At 69.5% G+C, this 17,390-nt stretch carries 13 protein-coding genes; 2 read left to right on the top strand and 11 right to left on the bottom strand.

Translation table 11 applies throughout. The features are described from left to right. The first annotated feature begins 18 nt into the window (after nt 1-18). The gene (gene gcvP, locus QC765_RS01945) at nt 19-2,868 is read left to right on the top strand and encodes an aminomethyl-transferring glycine dehydrogenase (RefSeq protein WP_278312726.1); all 2,850 of its coding nucleotides are present in this window, start codon (nt 19-21) and stop codon (nt 2,866-2,868) included. A gap of 200 nt (nt 2,869-3,068) precedes the next feature. Here the strand turns inward: gcvP and QC765_RS01940 are convergent, their stop codons facing one another. The 11 genes from QC765_RS01940 to QC765_RS01890 form a co-directional block, all read right to left on the bottom strand. After that, on the bottom strand, nt 3,069-4,247 hold the full coding sequence (locus tag QC765_RS01940) for a metallophosphoesterase (protein ID WP_278312725.1): 1,179 nt from the start codon (nt 4,245-4,247) through the stop codon (nt 3,069-3,071). 90 nt (nt 4,248-4,337) lie between these two features. Next, complete coding sequence (locus QC765_RS01935) at nt 4,338-6,512, bottom strand: malate synthase G (protein ID WP_278312724.1); 2,175 nt, start codon at nt 6,510-6,512, stop codon at nt 4,338-4,340. A 161-nt stretch (nt 6,513-6,673) separates the two neighbouring features. Then, the gene (locus QC765_RS01930; protein WP_278312723.1) at nt 6,674-7,579 is read right to left on the bottom strand and encodes a 3-methyladenine DNA glycosylase; all 906 of its coding nucleotides are present in this window, start codon (nt 7,577-7,579) and stop codon (nt 6,674-6,676) included. A 103-nt stretch (nt 7,580-7,682) separates the two neighbouring features. Next, nucleotides 7,683-8,126: a hypothetical protein gene (locus QC765_RS01925; RefSeq protein WP_278312722.1), complete on the bottom strand. Its 444-nt coding sequence runs from the start codon at nt 8,124-8,126 to the stop codon at nt 7,683-7,685. A 70-nt stretch (nt 8,127-8,196) separates the two neighbouring features. Then, on the bottom strand, nt 8,197-9,633 hold the full coding sequence (locus tag QC765_RS01920; protein ID WP_278312721.1) for a GuaB1 family IMP dehydrogenase-related protein: 1,437 nt from the start codon (nt 9,631-9,633) through the stop codon (nt 8,197-8,199). Between the two features lie 51 nt (nt 9,634-9,684). Continuing rightward, nucleotides 9,685-11,151 carry an NADP-dependent phosphogluconate dehydrogenase gene (gene gnd / locus QC765_RS01915; protein ID WP_278312720.1) on the bottom strand — a complete coding sequence of 489 codons (1,467 nt, stop codon included), beginning with the start codon at nt 11,149-11,151 and terminating at the stop codon, nt 9,685-9,687. Nucleotides 11,152-11,239: 88 nt separating this feature from the next. Beyond that, complete coding sequence (locus QC765_RS01910) at nt 11,240-12,196, bottom strand: M56 family metallopeptidase (RefSeq protein ID WP_278312781.1); 957 nt, start codon at nt 12,194-12,196, stop codon at nt 11,240-11,242. A 92-nt stretch (nt 12,197-12,288) separates the two neighbouring features. After that, complete coding sequence (locus QC765_RS01905; protein WP_373876631.1) at nt 12,289-12,702, bottom strand: BlaI/MecI/CopY family transcriptional regulator; 414 nt, start codon at nt 12,700-12,702, stop codon at nt 12,289-12,291. Nucleotides 12,703-12,767: 65 nt separating this feature from the next. Then, nucleotides 12,768-13,607: an ABC transporter ATP-binding protein gene (locus QC765_RS01900; RefSeq protein WP_278312719.1), complete on the bottom strand. Its 840-nt coding sequence runs from the start codon at nt 13,605-13,607 to the stop codon at nt 12,768-12,770. Then, nucleotides 13,604-14,740 (bottom strand): FecCD family ABC transporter permease, encoded by a 1,137-nt coding sequence (locus QC765_RS01895; protein ID WP_373876630.1) that lies wholly within the window; start codon nt 14,738-14,740, stop codon nt 13,604-13,606. Before QC765_RS01895 ends, QC765_RS01900 begins: the two co-directional genes overlap by 4 nt. Beyond that, entirely contained in the window at nt 14,740-16,128 is a 1,389-nt protein-coding gene (locus QC765_RS01890; RefSeq protein WP_278312778.1) for a FecCD family ABC transporter permease, read from the bottom strand. The genes QC765_RS01895 and QC765_RS01890 overlap by 1 nt, the downstream gene beginning before the upstream one ends. Nucleotides 16,129-16,485: 357 nt before the next feature. Here QC765_RS01890 and QC765_RS01885 point away from each other — a divergent pair, with 357 nt between their 5' ends. After that, complete coding sequence (locus tag QC765_RS01885) at nt 16,486-17,265, top strand: hypothetical protein (protein WP_278312718.1); 780 nt, start codon at nt 16,486-16,488, stop codon at nt 17,263-17,265. Nucleotides 17,266-17,390 lie beyond the last annotated feature (125 nt).

Genomic DNA, 17,390 nt, shown 5'->3' with positions numbered 1-17,390 from the left:
CGGCCCCGAGGAGCACCCGTGATCGACTCCACCCCAAATGGATTCGCTGATCGCCACATCGGTATCAGCAATGATGCGCTCGACCACATCCTGTCCGTCATCGGAGTCGATTCCCTCGATCAGCTCGCCGCCAAGGCGGTGCCCGGCGACATCCTCGATGCGGCGTTCGCCAATGCGCAGCATGATGCCGCCAGCGAGCATGAGGTCCACGCGGAGCTGCGCGCCCTCGCCGCGCGCAATACCGTCACCACCTCCATGATCGGGCTCGGCTACTACACCACCCTCACCCCGCCCGTGCTGGTGCGCAATATCCTCGAGAACCCCGCCTGGTACACCGCCTACACCCCGTACCAGCCCGAGATCAGCCAAGGTCGCCTCGAGGTGCTGCTGAACTTCCAGACCATGGTCGCCGACCTCACTGGCATGGACATGGCGAACTCGTCCCTGCTCGACGAGGCCACCGCCGCGGCCGAGGCCATGACCATGCTGCGCCGCGCCTCCCGCTCGAAGTCGCCCCGCTTCGTCGTTGATACCGACATCTTTCCCCAGACCCGCGCCGTGCTCGAGACCCGTGCCGAGCCGCTGGGCATCGACCTCGTCCACACCGACCTGACCGCCGGGCTTCCCGATGGGGAGTTCTTCGGCATCCTCGTCCAGGCGCCCGCCGCGAGCGGCCGCCTCCACGACTGGACCAGCACTTTCGCCGCCGCCCACGACCGGGGCGCGCTCGTCGCCGCCGGGGCCGACCTGCTCGCGCTCACCCTCGCTACGCCACCAGGCGAGATGGGCGCCGACGCGGTCTTCGGCACCACCCAGCGCTTCGGCGTCCCGATGGGATTCGGTGGACCCCACGCCGGATACCTCGCCACCCGCCAGGCCCACGCCCGGCAGCTCCCCGGACGCCTCGTCGGGGTGTCCAAGGACGCCGACGGAAACCTCGCCTACCGCCTCGCGCTGCAGACCCGCGAGCAGCACATCCGCCGCGAGAAGGCCACCTCCAACATCTGCACCGCTCAGGTGCTCCTCGCCGTGATGGCCGCCAGCTACGCCTCCTACCACGGACCCGAGGGCCTGCGCGCCATCGCCAACCGGGTTGCCTCGCACACGGCCACCCTGGCCGCGCGCCTGACTGCCTCCGGGTCCGCGGAGATCGTGCACGCGCACTTCTTCGACACCATCCTCGCCCGCGTTCCCGGTCGCGCCGCCGCCATCCACGAGGCAGCGCGGGCCCAGGGAATCACCCTCCGGCTGATCGATGCCGACCACCTCGGCATCTCCTGCGACGAGGCCACCACCGCGGCCCACATCGACACCGTCGCCACCGCGTTCGGTGCTCGCGGTTCCGGCGCTGCGGATGCCGGGAAGCAGGGCGCGTCCGCCGTCCCGGCCCAGCTCGCCCGCACCACCGATTACCTGACCCACCCGGCCTTCCACCTCTACCGCACCGAGACCGCCATGCTGCGCTACCTTCGGTCGCTTGCCGACAAGGACATCGCGCTCGACCGCAGCATGATCCCGCTCGGCTCCTGCACCATGAAGCTCAATGCCACCAGCGAGATGGAAGCCATCACCTGGCCCGAGTTCTCTGGCCTGCATCCCTTCGCGCCGAACGAGGACACCGAGGGCATCCGTGCGCTCATCAGTGACCTCGAGACCTGGCTCGCCGAGGTCACCGGATACGATCGCGTCAGCCTCCAGCCCAACGCGGGCAGCCAGGGCGAGCTCGCCGGGCTCCTCGCCATCCGCGGCTACCACCACGCCCGCGGCGAGGCCCATCGCGACGTGTGCGTCATCCCATCGAGCGCCCACGGCACCAATGCCGCGTCCGCGGTGATGGCCGGAATGCGCGTCGTCGTCGTGAAGTGCCGCGACAACGGCGATGTCGACCTCGACGACCTGCGCGCGAAGATCGCCGCGCACGCTGGATCGCTCGCCGCGATCATGATCACCTACCCCTCGACGCACGGCGTTTTCGAGCACGACATCCGCGACATCTGCGGCGCCGTGCATGATGCCGGCGGACAGGTCTACGTCGATGGCGCCAACCTCAACGCGCTCGTTGGTGTCGCCCGCCCCGGCCATTTCGGCGGCGATGTCAGCCACCTCAACCTGCACAAGACCTTCTGCATCCCCCACGGCGGCGGTGGCCCAGGCGTCGGTCCCGTCGCCGTCCGCGAGCACCTCGCGCCGTTCCTGCCCGGCCACCCCCTCGCCCCCGAGCTCGGCAACGGGCCCACTATCTCCGCGGCCCCCTACGGGTCCGCGTCCATCCTGCCCATCAGCTGGGCGTACATGCGCATGATGGGCACCACCGGGCTGCGCCGCGCCACCCTCACCGCCATCGCGTCCGCCAACTACCTCGCCCGGCGCCTCGACGAGTACTTCCCCGTCCTCTACACCGGCGATAGCGGCATGGTTGCCCACGAGTGCATCCTTGACGTGCGGCCGCTGAGCAAGGCCACCGGCGTCACCATCGACGATGTCTCCAAGCGCCTCGCCGACTACGGCTTCCACGCGCCCACCATGAGCTTCCCCGTGCCCGGCACGCTCATGGTCGAGCCCACCGAGAGCGAGGACCTCGCCGAGCTCGACGCGTTCTGCGACGCCATGATCGCCATCCGCAAGGAGATCGACCGCGTCGGCTCCGGCGAATGGCCCGTCGATGACAACCCGCTGCGCGGCGCCCCCCACACCGCCGAATGCCTCGTCGAGGAGTGGAACCACCCCTACGATCGCAAGATCGCCGCCTACCCGGCCGGGATCGGTAACCGGCCGAAGGTGTGGCCCGCCGTCCGGCGCATCGATGGCGCGTTCGGTGACCGCAACCTCGTCTGCTCCTGCCCGCCGCTCGAGGCGTACCAGGCGTAGGTGGCAGGCAGGCGGGCTGGGTCCGGGGTGCCGGTGCCGGGCGCTCCCAGCGTCGGTGCCGGGCGCGCTCCCAGTGCCAAACGCGATAGAAGCTGTCAAACGCGATAGAAACCGACCTGCGATTCCCGCGGTTTCTATCGCGTTTGCGACGCGGGCCGACCCAGCCAGACCCAGCCAGATCCAGCCAGATCCAGCCAGGCCTACTCGCGGACGAGCTCGATGATCACGATCTCCGGCGTAGTGCCGACGCGCACTGGTGGCCCCCACGCGCCCGCGCCCGAGGTGGTGTAGATCTGCGTGCCGTGCCCGTCACCGTCCCCCGCAGCATCACCGTCCCCCGCAGCGTCACCGGCGAGGACGTCGAGCCCGGTGATGGCGACGTCCTGCGTGAGCGCGACGAGGTAGCCGAAGGGCCAGAGCTGCCCGCCGTGGGTGTGGCCGGAGAACTGGACCTCCACGCCTGCCGCGGCGGCCGCAGTGATATGCCGGGGCTGGTGGGCTAGCAGCAGCAGGGTGCGCTCGGGGTCGCGGCCTTCGAGCGCGGCACCGAGGTCGGCAGGGCGTGGCGGGGGCGCGTCGTAGTCGTTGACCCCAGCGAGATCGATGGTGTCACCACCGCGGTCCAGCTCGATGCGCTGGTTGCGCAGCGTGTTCATGCCGAGCGTCGCGAAGTGGTCGAGCCAGGCGTCGGCATCGTCGGCGTAGTACTCGTGGTTGCCGCTGACGACGTGCACGCCGAGTGGCGCGCGGAGGGCCGCGAGTGGCGCGGTGGCGGGCCCGACCTTGGCGATGGTTCCGTCGATGAGGTCGCCGCCGACGAGGATGAGGTCAGGATCCTGCTCGTTGATTAGTTCGGTGACGGTGCGGGCGAACTCCTCGCCGAGGGCGGGCCCGAGGTGCAGGTCGGCGACGAGCGCGATTCGGGTGCCGTCGAATCCCGTCGGCAGCCCGGGCACGGCGATGCGCGCCTCGCGGACGGAGGGGTGGTGCGCGTTCCAGGTTCCCCAGCCGCACACGGCGAGCACTGTGACGAGCACGAGGGCGGTGGCGGCGCGGCGGGCTCCCATGATGCGGCTGGCATCGATGCGGGTGGCCCGGGCCAGGCCTGCGGCGAGCGCGATCAGGATCAGGGCGGGCACGAGGTAGAACAGCACCGCGAACCAGATGCCGCCGATGTAGCCGATGGGGCGCCCCCAGCTCGTGGGTATATGGATGCCGACGGCGAGGCTGGCGATGGCCGCGGCCCATAGAGCGGCCAGGATGATCCGTCCGAGGCGAGTGGTCCGAGGCCCGAGGCGGGTAGCGGAAAGCAGGGCGTGGTGCAGCCAGAGGTGGATCGCGCCGATCAGCAGCGCAGTGATGGCGAGGAAGAGCAACATGCTGGTTCCCGATCCTGAACGAGCGAGGGCGGGACCTCCCCGTGTGGGGAGCTCCCGCCCTCGATACTAGGTGGTGCCCGCTAGCGGTGGTCAGGCGTTGGCGGCCTTGTACTCGCGGCGGCGGCGGTGCAGGATCGGCTCGGTGTAGCCGCTCGGCTGCTTGGTGCCCTCGAGGATGAGCTCGCGGGCCGCCTCGAAGGCGATGTTGCCCTCGAAGCCCGGTGCCATCGGCTTGTAGTTGCTGTCGCCGGCGTTCTGGCGATCGACGACCTCGGCCATGCGCTGCAGGCTCTCGTTCACCTGATCGGTGGTGATGATGCCGTGGCGCAGCCAGTTCGCGAGGGTCTGGCTGGCGATGCGAAGCGTGGCACGGTCCTCCATGAGGGCGACATCGTTGATGTCGGGGACCTTGGAGACGCCGACGCCATGGTCGATCCAGCGGACCACGTAGCCGAGTATGGACTGGCAGTTATTGTCGACCTCGCGGGCGACGACGGCAGCGTCCCAGGAACCGGCATCGTCGGCGAGAGGGATGGTGAGCAGGTCATCGATGCTGGCCTGCTCGCGCTTCTTCAGCTCGATGTGCTCGGCGAACACATCGACCTGGTGGTAGTGCATGGCGTGCAGGGTGGCGGCGGTGGGGGAAGGAACCCACGCGGTGGTGGCGCCCTGCTTGAGCTGACCGGCCTTCTGCTCGACCATCGCCGACATCAGGTCGGTCATGGCCCACATGCCCTTGCCGATCTGGGCGTGGCCAGTGAGGCCCGTGGACAGGCCGGCGTCGACGTTGTTGTCCTCGTAGGCGGTGAACCACTTCTGCGACTTCTGGTCGGCCTTGGGCACCACGACGCCCGCCTCCATGGAGGTGTGGATCTCGTCGCCGGTGCGGTCGAGGAACCCGGTGTTGATGAAGACGACGCGTTCCTGGGCGGCCTCGATGCAGGTGCGCAGGTTGACGCTGGTGCGGCGCTCCTCGTCCATGATGCCGACCTTGAGGGTGTTCTCCGGGAGGTCGAGGATCTGCTCGGTGCGGCGGAACAGCTCGACGGTGAACGCGACCTCTTCGGGACCGTGCATCTTGGGCTTGACGATGTAGAGCGAGCCGGTGCGGCTGTTCTTCAGCGGGTAGTCGCCCCGCAGGCTGTGCAGCCCGGCCAGCGAGGTGATGAGGCCGTCGAGGATGCCCTCGGGGATCTCGTTGCCGTCGGCGTCGAGGATCGCGTCGGTGGTCATCAGGTGGCCGACGTTGCGGACGAACAGCAGCGAGCGACCGGGCAGGGACAGGGTGCGCCCGTCCGGGGTGGTGTACTCGCGGTCAGGGTTCATCACGCGGGTGAAGGTCTTGCCACCCTTGCTGACGTCCTCGGAGAGGTCGCCCTTCATCAGGCCGAGCCAGTTGCGGTAGCCGTTGGTCTTGTCCTCCGCGTCGACGGCGGCGACGGAATCCTCGAAGTCCATGATGGTGGTGAGGGCGGACTCGAGGACGACGTCCTTGACACCTGCGGCGTCGGTCGAGCCAACTGGGCTCTCGGGATCGATGAGGATCTCGGCGTGCAGCCCATTGTGCTTGATGAGCAGCGACGCCGGGTTGCTCGCATCGCCGGTGTAGCCGAGGAAGCTAGCGCTGGCGGCGAGTCCGCTGGTGGAGCCGTCGGCGAGAGTGACCGCGAGCTTGCCATCCGCGATGGCGTACTTGGTGGAGCCGACGTGGGAGCCCTCGGCGAGCGGGGCAGCCTGGTCGAGGACTTCGCGCGCGTAGGCGATGACCTTGTCGCCGCGGACCTTGTTGTAGCCGCTGCCCTTCTCCGCGCCGTCATCCTCGGGGATCACGTCGGTGCCGTAGAGGGAGTCGTAGAGGGATCCCCAGCGGGCGTTTGCCGCATTGATGGCGAACCGGGCGTTGGTGACGGGAACGACGAGCTGCGGACCAGCGGTCTCGGCGATCTCCTCGTCCACGCCAGAGGTGGAGACGGTGAAGTCGGTCGGAGCGGGCTGCAGGTAGTCGATGTCGGAAAGGAACGACTTGTATGTGGCGGCGTCGAAGGTGTCCTTGTTTTCCTGGTGCCAGGTGTCGATGGTGGCTTGCAGCTCATCGCGCTTGGCGAGCAGGTCCTTGTTGGTGGGGGCGAGATCGTTGATCACGGATTCGGCGCCCGCCCAGAACGCGTCGACGTCTACGCCGGTCCCGGGGATGGCTTCCTCCACCACGAAGTCGTACAGAACCTTGGCAACCTGCAGGCTGCCGACGTTCACGCGCTCAGTCATTCATCGCCTCGCTTCTTTGGAAATTCGTGTCACGCATGCGCACAGCAATGCGGGCGCCGGCTCGGTGCGGCAGCCCTGCAACCACTTTAGGCTACCCGCACGGCAGTGCTCCAACCACGCTATCGCCGATCCGTGCCAACGCGGCAGGCAGGCCTGGCTGGTCAGGATGGCTCGAGGGTAGCGAGCGCCGTCTGGCAGGCCACGGCGATGCGCTCGCGCACGGGAGCGGCGCGCTCGGCGAGCCATTGCTGGAGACGGACGTACTCGGCGCGCCCGCGCGGCGTCTCGACCTCGATCGGTGGGAGGCCGTGGCCGGAGAGGTCGTACGGGCTCGCGCGCATATCGATCTCGCGCGCCGCGAGGGCTAGCTCGAAGCAGTCGAGCAGCAGGTCCGAGGAGGTAATGGGCAGCAGCTTGTAGCACCATTTGTACAGGTCCATGCTGGCGTGCACGCAGCCGGGCTGCTCCGTGCGGAGCTGGTCGGCGCGGGAGAGCACCTGGTCATTGAGGGGCCGGGCGTCCTCGGTGAAGAACCGGAACGCGTCGACGTGAGTGCAGCGCAGCGGCATCGACTCGACCACGGCATCGGTTCCGGCATGGCCGAGCCGGAGCGGCAACCGGGCATGCCGCACGTCGTCGGGGCTCGCGCGGTACACCATGGCCCACTCGTGCAGGCCGAAGCAGGACAGGCGGGCGGGGCGGGCCGTGGTGTGCTCGATCAGCGCGAGGACGAAGCGCACGGTGGACGCGCGGTGCTCGACGAAGGCGGGGGAGACCTGGGTCAGGCCGCGCTCGTCGGACTCGTAGCCGCGCCAGCCCGCATGGCCGGGGGCGTTGTCGAGGGCGACGGCGATGCCGGGGTGCCAGCGGCGCAGCTGGGCGGGCCGCAGGCTGTAGTAGGTGAAAAGGAAGTCCCAGACGGGATGCGCCTCGCCGCGCTGCTGCCTAGCCCGGTGCGGTGCGAGCAGTGCATCGGCCCGCACGTGATGGCGGGCCTGGCGAGCCTGCCAGTCATCGGCGGGAAGGGGACGGCTCGCTGCGGGGGGAGCATTAGGGGCGCGGCGCACGCTGACCATTGTGGACCGGCAGCACCGGCGCTGGCTAGTTGGTGCTGGCAGCGTGCGAGCGGCGAGGATCTGGCAGGGCAGCAGCCCGAGCGAGGCCCCGGACCTAGCGAGGAAGGGGGCAGAGGTGCCAGCGGGCCGCGTTCCAGATGGGGAACACCTGAGCGGTGGTGGCGTCGGGGTGCATCTGCCGGACGTAGGCGACGAGATCGTCGATGGTCTTGCCGCTCTTCACCGTCAGGATGCAGGTCTGGAGGGCGATCTTCCTGGTATCCACGGGCCCGATGTCGCGGGCGAAGGAGCCCAGGCGCTGCTCGGCGACGAACTTGTCGAGGCCGGCCGCCCAGTTGTTGAAGCCGGACTGCTCGTCGAAGTTGCAGGTCTCCCCGTAGAAGTCGGCGCAGGTCTGCTGCGAGCCGTCCACGGCGAAAGTGAGGCTTTCCTGCGGCATTTCCGTCGATTCCGAAGTATCGACGAGGACGAGGTATAGCACTGCGCCGATCGCGATGGCAACAACGGCGGCAAGCACTCCAGCGAGCAAACCTTTCATGCCTCTACCCTATAACGGCGTTTGGTGCGACGAATGACAAATGCGACGCATCGGCCCTGACGTACACGTACTACCGGCCGATCGGGCGGGCCCGTCCCTCCGCGAACCCCGCTGCGGACTGGATCCCCACTACCGCGTCCTCCGCGAGCGAAGGCAGCGTGCGGGCGCCTGTATAGGTGCAGGTGCTGCGCACTCCCGCGCAGATGTGGTCGATCAAGTCCTCGACTCCAGGGCGCTCGGGATCGAGATGCATCCGCGACGTGGAGATGCCTTCCTCGAACAGCGCCTTGCGCGCGCGATCGTAGGGGGAGTCGCTGGCGGTGCGGGCGGCGACAGCCCGCTTCGAGGCCATGCCGAAGCTCTCCTTGTAGGGCAGGCCATCGCTGTCGGTGTGCAGGTCGCCGGGTGCCTCGTAGGTGCCGGCGAACCAGGAGCCGATCATCACATTCGACGCGCCCGCGACGAGGGCGAGCGCGACATCGCGCGGATGCCGGATCCCGCCATCGGCCCACACGTGCCCGCCGGTCTCGCGCGCGGCGGCGACGCACTCGATGATCGCCGAGAACTGCGGGCGGCCAACGGCAGTCATCATGCGCGTGGTGCACATCGCGCCTGGTCCAACGCCTGCCTTGACAATGGTCGCGCCCGCCTCGAGCAGGTCAGCGGTGCCTTCCGCGGTCACGACGTTGCCGGCGACGAGGGGCACCCCGAGGCCTGCATCGGCGATCGCCGCGACAGCGCCGAGCATCTTCTCCTGGTGCCCGTGCGCGGTGTCGATCACGAGCAGGTCCGCCCCCGCGTGCACGAGGGACCGGGCCCTGGCCGCCACATCGCCATTGATGCCCACGGCGGCCGCGATGCGTAGCTCCCCGCGCGCATTGGTGTTCGGCTCGTACAGCCCGGCGCGGAGCGCGCCCTGCCTGGTCAGCATCCCCACCACGAGCCCGGCGTCATCCACGATCACCGCGACATCCTCGTGCGCGGCGGCGAGGTGATCGAACACGTCGCGCGCAGCGGTGCGCTCGCTGGCCGTGATGAAGCTGGTGGCCATGACATCACCGATGCGGGTGTACCGGTCCACGCCCTCGCACGCGCGGGGAGTCAGCAGGCCAACGGGACGGCCCGCCTCGGTGACCACGGCGGCGCCGTGCGCCCGGCGGGTGATGAGCGCGAGCCCGTCGTAGACCGCTTGATCGGCCGAGAGCATGATGGGCGTATCGGCCACGTGGTGCCGGGAGTGGACGAACTCGATGGTCTCCGCTGCAGCGGGCATCGGCAGGTCCTGTGGCAGCACGACGAGCCCGCCGCGCCTGGCCACGGTCTCGGCCATGCGTCGCCCCGAAACCGCGGTCATGTTCGACACCACGATGGGGATCGTGGTGCCGGAACCATCGGTGGTGGAGAGGTCCACATCGAAGCGGGAAGCGACGTCGCCGCGCCGGGGCACGAGGAAGACATCGTCGTAGGTGAGGTCATGGCTAGGTTGCCGTCCGTCGAGGTATCGCATCGCTGCCTCCTGCGGCTGCCTCCTGGGGAGGGGTGCCGGATCGATACTGCGCTAGTCGGCGAGGGTCTCGCTGCGGTCGCCGCCCCACAGGGTATGGAAATGGCCGGGCTTGTCGATGCGCTCGTATGTGTGGGCGCCGAAGAAGTCTCGCAGGCCCTGCAGCAGCGCCGCGGGGAGCCGGTCGGCCCGCACGCTGTCGTAGTAGGCCAGCGCCGACGCGAAGCCAGGCACTGGCACGCCCATCAATGCGGCGGCGGCGACCACGCGCCGCCAGCTGCCGGTGGCGCCTTCCACGGCATCCCGGAAATAGGGATCGAGCAGCAGGCTGGGCAGGGCCGGGTCCGCATCGTAGGCCTCGCGGATGCGGCCCAGGAACTGCGCGCGAATGATGCAGCCGCCACGCCAGATCGTCGCGAGATCGCCGGGGCGCAGCGACCACTTGTATTCTTCGCTGCCAGCGGTGAGCTGGTTGAAGCCCTGCGCGTAGGCCACCACCTTGGAGGCATACAGCGCCGCGTGGATGTCATCGAGGAAGGCTTGCTCGTCCACGCCCGGCAGCGCCTCCCCGAGGTCGGCGGCGAGCTCGCCGCCCGCGAGCCCGGTGGCGGCCGCGCGCAGATCACGGGCCCCGGATACCGCGCGCGCGAAGACGGCCTCGGCGATCCCGGTGACCGGTACGCCGAGGTCGAGGGCGGACTTCACGGTCCACCGCCCGGTGCCCTTCTGTCCCGTGGCATCAAGGATCATCTCCACGAGCGGGCGGCCGGAGGTGGCATCCACCTGGGCAAGGACCTCAGCGGTGATCTCGATCAAGTAGCTCTCGAGCACGCCGCGGTTCCATTCGGCGAACACCTCGGCGCACCGCGCGGGGCTGTAGCCCAGGACGCCGGTCATCAGCTGGAACGCCTCGCCGATGAGCTGCATATCGGCGTACTCGATGCCGTTGTGCACCATCTTCACGTAGTGGCCGGCGCCATCAGGGCCGATGTGGGTGCAGCAGGGCGTCCCGTCGACGTGCGCGGAGATGGATTCGAGCAGCGGGCCAACGGCGTCGTAGGCCTCCGCCGAGCCTCCGGGCATGATCGAGGGGCCCTCGAGCGCTCCCTCCTCGCCGCCGGAGATCCCGCAGCCCACGAAATGGATGCCGCGCTCGCGCAGCTCCGCCTCGCGCCGGCGCGTGTCCGTGTAGAGGGAGTTGCCGCCGTCGATGATGATGTCTCCGTGATCCATCGCGTCGGCGAGCTGCCCGATGACCGCATCGGTGGCGGCCCCGGCCTGGACCATGATGAGCGCGCGGCGGGGCTTCTCGAGGGATGCCACGAACTCCTCGATCGTGCCCGCGGCCAGGAACGTTCCGTCGCTGGCGTGATCGCGGACCAGCTCGACGGTGCGCTGGGGACTGCGGTTGTGCACGGCCACCGCATCGGCATGGCGGGCGAGGTTGCGCGCGATATTCGCGCCCATCACGCCGAGACCGGTGACACCGATGGGGGCGGTGCGGGGAGGCGAGGTCACCATGCGGGCTCCTGACTTGGCGAATGCCGGGCTGGAGGATCGGGTCCTCGATCCACCTTAGACCGCGACGCGCGCGCGTGCGTGGAGCCGCTCAGGACACCTGTCCGAAGAGCCGGGACAGCTCGATGAGCCACGGCATGGCCACCGCGATCGTGGGGCCGATGAGCACGAGCGAGGCTGTGGTGTAGGCGGCGATCGCGGTGGGCAGGTGATGTGTCTCGCCGGTAAGCCTCTGCACGCGCAGGAGGGTGGAGATCCCTCCGGCCGCCATGGCGCCCTCTGGGGCGGTTCCCGCGGAGCAGGTCACCAGCGCACGGGCGAGCGGGGCCGGGCCGGTGGTGTGCAGTGCCGCATCATCGGCGAGCAGCTCGATCAGAAGGCGCACCGAACCGAGCGCGGACTTGCTGCGCACCACGCGCGGGAAGGCCTCGTGCACAGCGGTGAAGGCCTCGAGGACGAGGTCGTGACGGGCCCTCAGGTGTGCTCGCTCGTGCGCGAGGATCGCCTCGAGCTCGACGGGGGAGAGGGAGTCGAGGGCACCTTCGCTGACCACGACCCGCTGGTGCAGGCCGGGAAGGCAGTACGCGAGCGGCTCGGCGTGCTCGAGGACGCGCAGGTCAGCGGTGGTGTAGTGGGCGACACGAGGGTCGCCCTTGCTGAGCAGGTCGACCAGCATCCGGTGATGGCCGCGGCGCCGGCGCGTGCGGACCGCGACGCGGACGGTGCTGTAGACCAAGCGCGCACCGATCAGCACGGTGAGGGCGAAGACCGCCACCGAGAGCAGCCACAGGGGCAGCCCGAGGACGGCGATCTCCGCGGCGGGCGAGGTAGTGGGCCGGCCATCGGGCCCGGGCACGAGCAGCATGCTCGCGATGGCGAGCCCGGAGCTGAACGCGGACAGCACGGCAGCGAGCGCGATGGACTGCCAGAGGACCAGAGCGGCACGGGGCGCGCGCTGCGGCCAGCGCGCGCGGGCCAGCATCGCGGGGATCGGTCCGGCGAGCGCGATGGCGAGGACCGCGAACGCGATAGCGGTCGTGCCGATCATGCTCATCCCTCGATCGTTGGCGGTGCAGGGGGTGTGGCGTGCTGTGCTACCAGTGTGCCCGCGCGGGGGCCGATCGGGAAAGCCCGACCGGGCTAGTTTCGCTTGTGCTGGCCGCGCGAGCGCCCGCTGCCCTGCTGGTCGCGCTGCTCGAGCGCGGAAAGGGCCTGGCGGAGCGCATCTGCCTCGGTGGGGTCGACGCGCTCGACGAAGTGGACCAGAGCGGCGGCCCTGCCGCCGGATTCCTCGGCCTGCTTCAGCGCATCGACCATGAGCTCGGCGACAAGCTCCTCGCGGGCATTGACCGGGGCATACCGGTAGGCGCGCTCCTCGCGCTCCTGGGCGACGAGGTTCTTCTTCGCGAGCCGCTGGAGCACGGTCATGACCGTGGTGTAGGCCAGCGCGCGATGCTGCGACAGTGCTTCGTGGACCTGGCGCACGGTCTGGGGCTCGGGCACGGACCAGAGATGATCCATTACAGCCCGCTCAAGTTCTCCAAGACCTGCCATTCCGCCGATTCTACTGGTAGTAAGGCCGCACCCGCTACTACGGGTGGTCGTAGTCACGTCGCTGGTCACGTCCTGGCCGCTTGGCGCTCGCCGCGGGAGAGTCCCGCATGCACATGCCGCGTGCCGATCGGCACGATCAGCGGGGCATCCGAGGCGGGATCCTCGATGACGGCCGCGCGCAGGCCGAATGCCTCCTCGAGCAAGGCCGGGGTGATCACATCTTTTGGCGTGCCCGACTCGATGATCCGGCCCGCCTTCATGACCACGAGGTGATCGCTATAGCGCACCGCGAGGTTGAGGTCGTGCAGGACCATCACCACGGTGCGACCCATCTCGTCGTGCAGCCGGTCCACGAGATCGAGGACATCGAGCGCGTGCGAGAGATCCAGATAGGTCGTGGGCTCGTCGAGCAGCAGGATGTCCGTGCCCTGCGCGAGGGCCATCGAGATCCACACGCGTTGCCGCTGCCCGCCCGAGAGCTCATCGACAGGGCGGTCAGCGAGCTCGGTGATGCCCGTCAGCTCGAGGGCGGCGGCCACCACGTGCTCGTCGTCCGCGGACCACTGGCGCATCCAGGACTGGTGCGGGTGGCGTCCCCGCGCGACCAGGTCTGCCACGGCCAGGCCCTCGGGGGCGATCGGGGCCTGCGGCAGCAGCCCCACCATGCGCGCGACGTCCTTCGTGCGCAGCGAATGGATGGAGCGGCCATCGAGGACGACGCTGCCTTCGCGCGGCTTGAGCAGCCTGCCGAGCGCGCGGAGCAAGGTGGACTTGCCGCAGCCATTGGGCCCGATGATCGTCGTCACCCCGCCCTGCGGGATCTCGAGATCCAGCCCCTCGATGATCAGGCGATCCCCGTAGCCGAGCGTCAGATTATCGGCGTGCAGCCGTGCCGTCGTGCTCATGCTGTCACCTTTCGGTTCGTGCGGACGAGGAGGTAGAGCAGGAACGGGCCACCGATCGCGGCGGTGACGATGCCCGCGGGCAGCTCCACCGGCAGCATCGTGCGGGCGGTGATGTCGGCGCCCAGCAACAGGACCGCGCCGACCAGCCCGGAAGCGAGCAGCGGCGGCCCCGGGGCGCGCAGCAGCCGCAGGGCCATCTGCGGCGCCATCAGGCCGACGAACGCGATCGGGCCCGCCGCGGCGACGCTCGCGGCGGCGAGGCCGACCGCGCTGAGCAGCAGCACGGCTTGCGTGCCATTGACCCGGGCCCCGAGCGCGCGGGCGGTCTCGTCGCCAAGCCGGAGCACATTCACGCTGGATGCCGCGGCCAGGGCGATCCCGCCGAACGCGGCGGTCGCTGCGAGCATCGGGACGAAGTGCCGCCAGTCGCGGCCGTTGAGCGAGCCAACAAGCCAGGCCTGCGCCTGCGCGACGTCATTGATGTCGGACTTGATGAGCATCCAGTACACCAATGCCTGGCAGATCGCGGTGATGGCGATGCCGATGAGGATCAGCCGGAATCCATCGACGCCGCCCTTCCAGGCGAGCGCGTACAGGACGATCGCCGTGACCAGGCCCCCGAAGAGCGCGGCCAGTGGCAGGCCGACCGAGCCGAGCGCGGTGAGCACGACCCCCGTGGATCCGCCGGTCAGCACGATGACCGCCACCGCGGTGACCGAGGCCCCGGCGCTGATGCCGAGGATGTCGGGGCTCGCCAGCCCGTTGCGTGTCAGCGATTGGGTGATCGCTCCGGCCAGGCCGAGGGCGAAGCCGACCACCACGCCCACGAGGGAGCGGGGAAGCCGCAGGTCCATGACGATGAACTGCTCGAGCCGATCCCCGCCGCCGAGGATCACGCGGGCAACGTCGGGGAGCGACAGGGGGAAGTCGCCCCGGCCGATGTTGATTCCCATCAGCAGGACGATCATCACCGCGAGCAGCGTGCTCACGATGATCATCCGGGGGCGCAGCACGAAGGAGGTGCCCGCGATGCGCACGGAGGGGCGCGAGGGAACGGCGCGGACCGAGGGATCGACGTAGCTCGTGAGATCGCGGGGAGCAGTATCGGGCTTGGTGGGCGCGGGGTTGGGCATCACAGGCTCACCAGCTTCCGTCGGCGCACCAGCGCGATGAAGAACGGCCCGCCGACGAGCGCGAGCACGATGCCAAGCTGCAGCTCGCTCGGGCGGACCACGATGCGCCCGAGCACGTCGGCGGAGAGGATGAGGATCGCCCCGCACATGCCAGAGAAGGGAACGATCCATTTGTAGTCCGGACCGGTGATCGCGCGCGCGATGTGGGGCACCACGAGACCGAGGAACGCGATGACACCGCACGCCGCGGTCGCGGCGCCCGCCAGGAGGGTGATCGCGAGAATGCCAGCGATCCGGGTCAGCGCGATGTTCGTGCCGAGCGAGCGGGCCATGTCATCGCCGAGGCTCAGCAGGTTCAGTCCCGGGGTGCTGGCCAGCGCGATCGCGAGCCCGATGACGATGAACGGCAGGACCTGGATCAGCACGTCCAGGCCGCGTCCCGCGACGGAACCGACGTTCCAGAACCGGTAGGCATCGAGGGACGCGCGGTCGAGCAGGACGATGGCGTTGGTCATGGCGGTGAGGAAGGCGCCCACGGCGACGCCCGCGAGGGGCAGGGTGAGCGGGCTCGCGCCGCCCTTGCCGATCGAGGCGAGTCCAAAGACAACGATGGTGGTAAGGAAGGCCCCGAGGAAGGCGAACCACACGTACTCGCTGGGGGAGCCAAGCCGGAAGAGGTAGACAGCGAGCACGACGGCGAACGCGGCGCCGGGGATGACGCCGAGGATGCCTGGGTCGGCGAGGGGGTTGCGGGTGTGGCCCTGGATCAGCGCGCCGGCCACGCCGATCGCGACGCCGACGGTGATGGCGAGGAGCGTGCGCGGAACGCGGAGGCTGCGCACGATGATGTCGGTATCCGCGCCGCTGGGGGAGATCAGCGCGCCCTGGATCTCGAGCAGCGACAGCGGGCGTGCTCCGATGGCGATGCTGGCGAGCGCCATGACCACGAGCGTGATAGCGAGCGCGGCGAGGCCGAGGAGGCGGCGCCGGCGTAGCTCGGCGATGGTGGGGGCCTGCTGATCGGGCTCGAAGCCCTCGGCGAGGGCGGCTGGCTCGTCGATCGTCTCGGCGGGGCCGCCAGCCTGGCCGAGGGAGAAGCGGCGGACGAGGGCGCGACGCGGCCCGATGGGGCGACCGGTCGTGGTGTCCCTCGTGACGAGAAGGGCCGCGGACTTGCCCAGGGACTGGCCCCGGTTGCCATCCCTGGAGCCGAGGTTCCACCACGCGAGCCCGATGGTGGCAATCGCGGTGAAGATCGCGAACACGGTCCGGTCGGCTTGCCCGCCTCCGGACTGGTCGCTGAGGCTGCCGATGATGAGCAGGCCGAGCAGCAGGGGCGCGGCAGCGATGAGGAGGTCGAGGGCGTGCGCGACGAAGTGCCTCCACATGGGCGCGCGAGGATCGAGCGGGGCTTGCCGGCCGAGGTGGTCCGGCGCGGAGGTGCTGGCTCGCGGGAGCGCAGCGTGATCCGCGGACGCGGGCGGTGTGTTCGACACGGTTCGGCTCGCTTTCGGCACGGACAGGTGGTGATTGCTGCTGGCCCCACGACCCCGGGCGCTGCCGTTAGGTTACGCGAACCTAACCCGTTGGGCGAAACGGTCGCTCCCGGTTCAGCGGCAAAGCGGGCGGCGACTAGCTTAGCCTTGCCTCAGTGTGGTTAGGTTACGCTAACAATGCTGGCTCCTCGCGGGGCCGGGAACGCTGTCGAGCGCCCTGTTCCGGGGCGCGGGAGGGGAGTGCAACGAATGGGCTTCGCGACACCTACGCAGATACCGCGCGCCGTTACGGGGGAGATGGTCCAAGGGCGCCTCGCTGCCCGCGTCGACCAGCCATTCCATGAGAGCATGGCGCGGCTGCGCGCGCTCGATGTCGACTATCCGCGCAACTACGCGATCACGTGGATGCACAACGAGCCACGGCGCCGGTGGTGGCCACTGGGCGCAGCCATCCCGGAGGGCCGCCTGGAAGTGATGCACCGCAGGGCGCTGCGTGAGCTCGGCTCGCGCGACGTGGCCACCGGCCAGGTTGCCTCGATGGTCATCCACGCCGTGGTGGCGCGACTGGTCGCGCTCCTTGTTCTGGAGGGTCGCGCCTGGGACCCCGGCACGGAGAACCTGTGGCTGCACTATGACTCGGACGGTGGCGTGGACTGGACCGGCGTGGTGGACCCGATGCTGCGCGTGCTGCCCGGGGACCCCGCTGCGGGAGCGCGGGTCGTGCGGACCCTGCCCTGCGAGGCGGCACTGCTGATGTGGGTCGCGCACCGCTGCGAGACCACGCTCGATCCGTTGCTCAACGAGATCGCGCGGTTCTCCGGGGTGAATGCCGCGCGGCTGTGGGCGATGGTGGGCGAGGCCGTGATGGGGATGGCGTCCTATGCTCCCGCGCGCGCAGGGGTGGATGATGCCGTGCCACTGCGGCGCGCGCGGGCGCTCCTTGGGGCGTTCGAGGAGCTGGGCCGCCCGGTCCGGAGCCATTCATCGTCGGTGCGGCTGCGGTGGGGGAGCCTCGCGGTCGCTGTGTGATGAGCGTCACTACCTTGATCCATTTGCAAATGAGGCAAGGCTCACCTAAACTCTATTCCGGGTCAGGGGACGCACCAAGACCGCCGGGCCGCGACGGTGTCCTGAGGGCTGCAGTGACACCCGGT

It is taken from the genome of Hoyosella levis (genome assembly GCF_026008515.1).
Taxonomy (GTDB): Bacteria; Actinomycetota; Actinomycetes; order Mycobacteriales; family Mycobacteriaceae; genus Lolliginicoccus; species Lolliginicoccus levis.
Note: the sequence above shows the minus strand (reverse complement) of the source record. Positions and strands in the feature narration are given on the sequence as shown.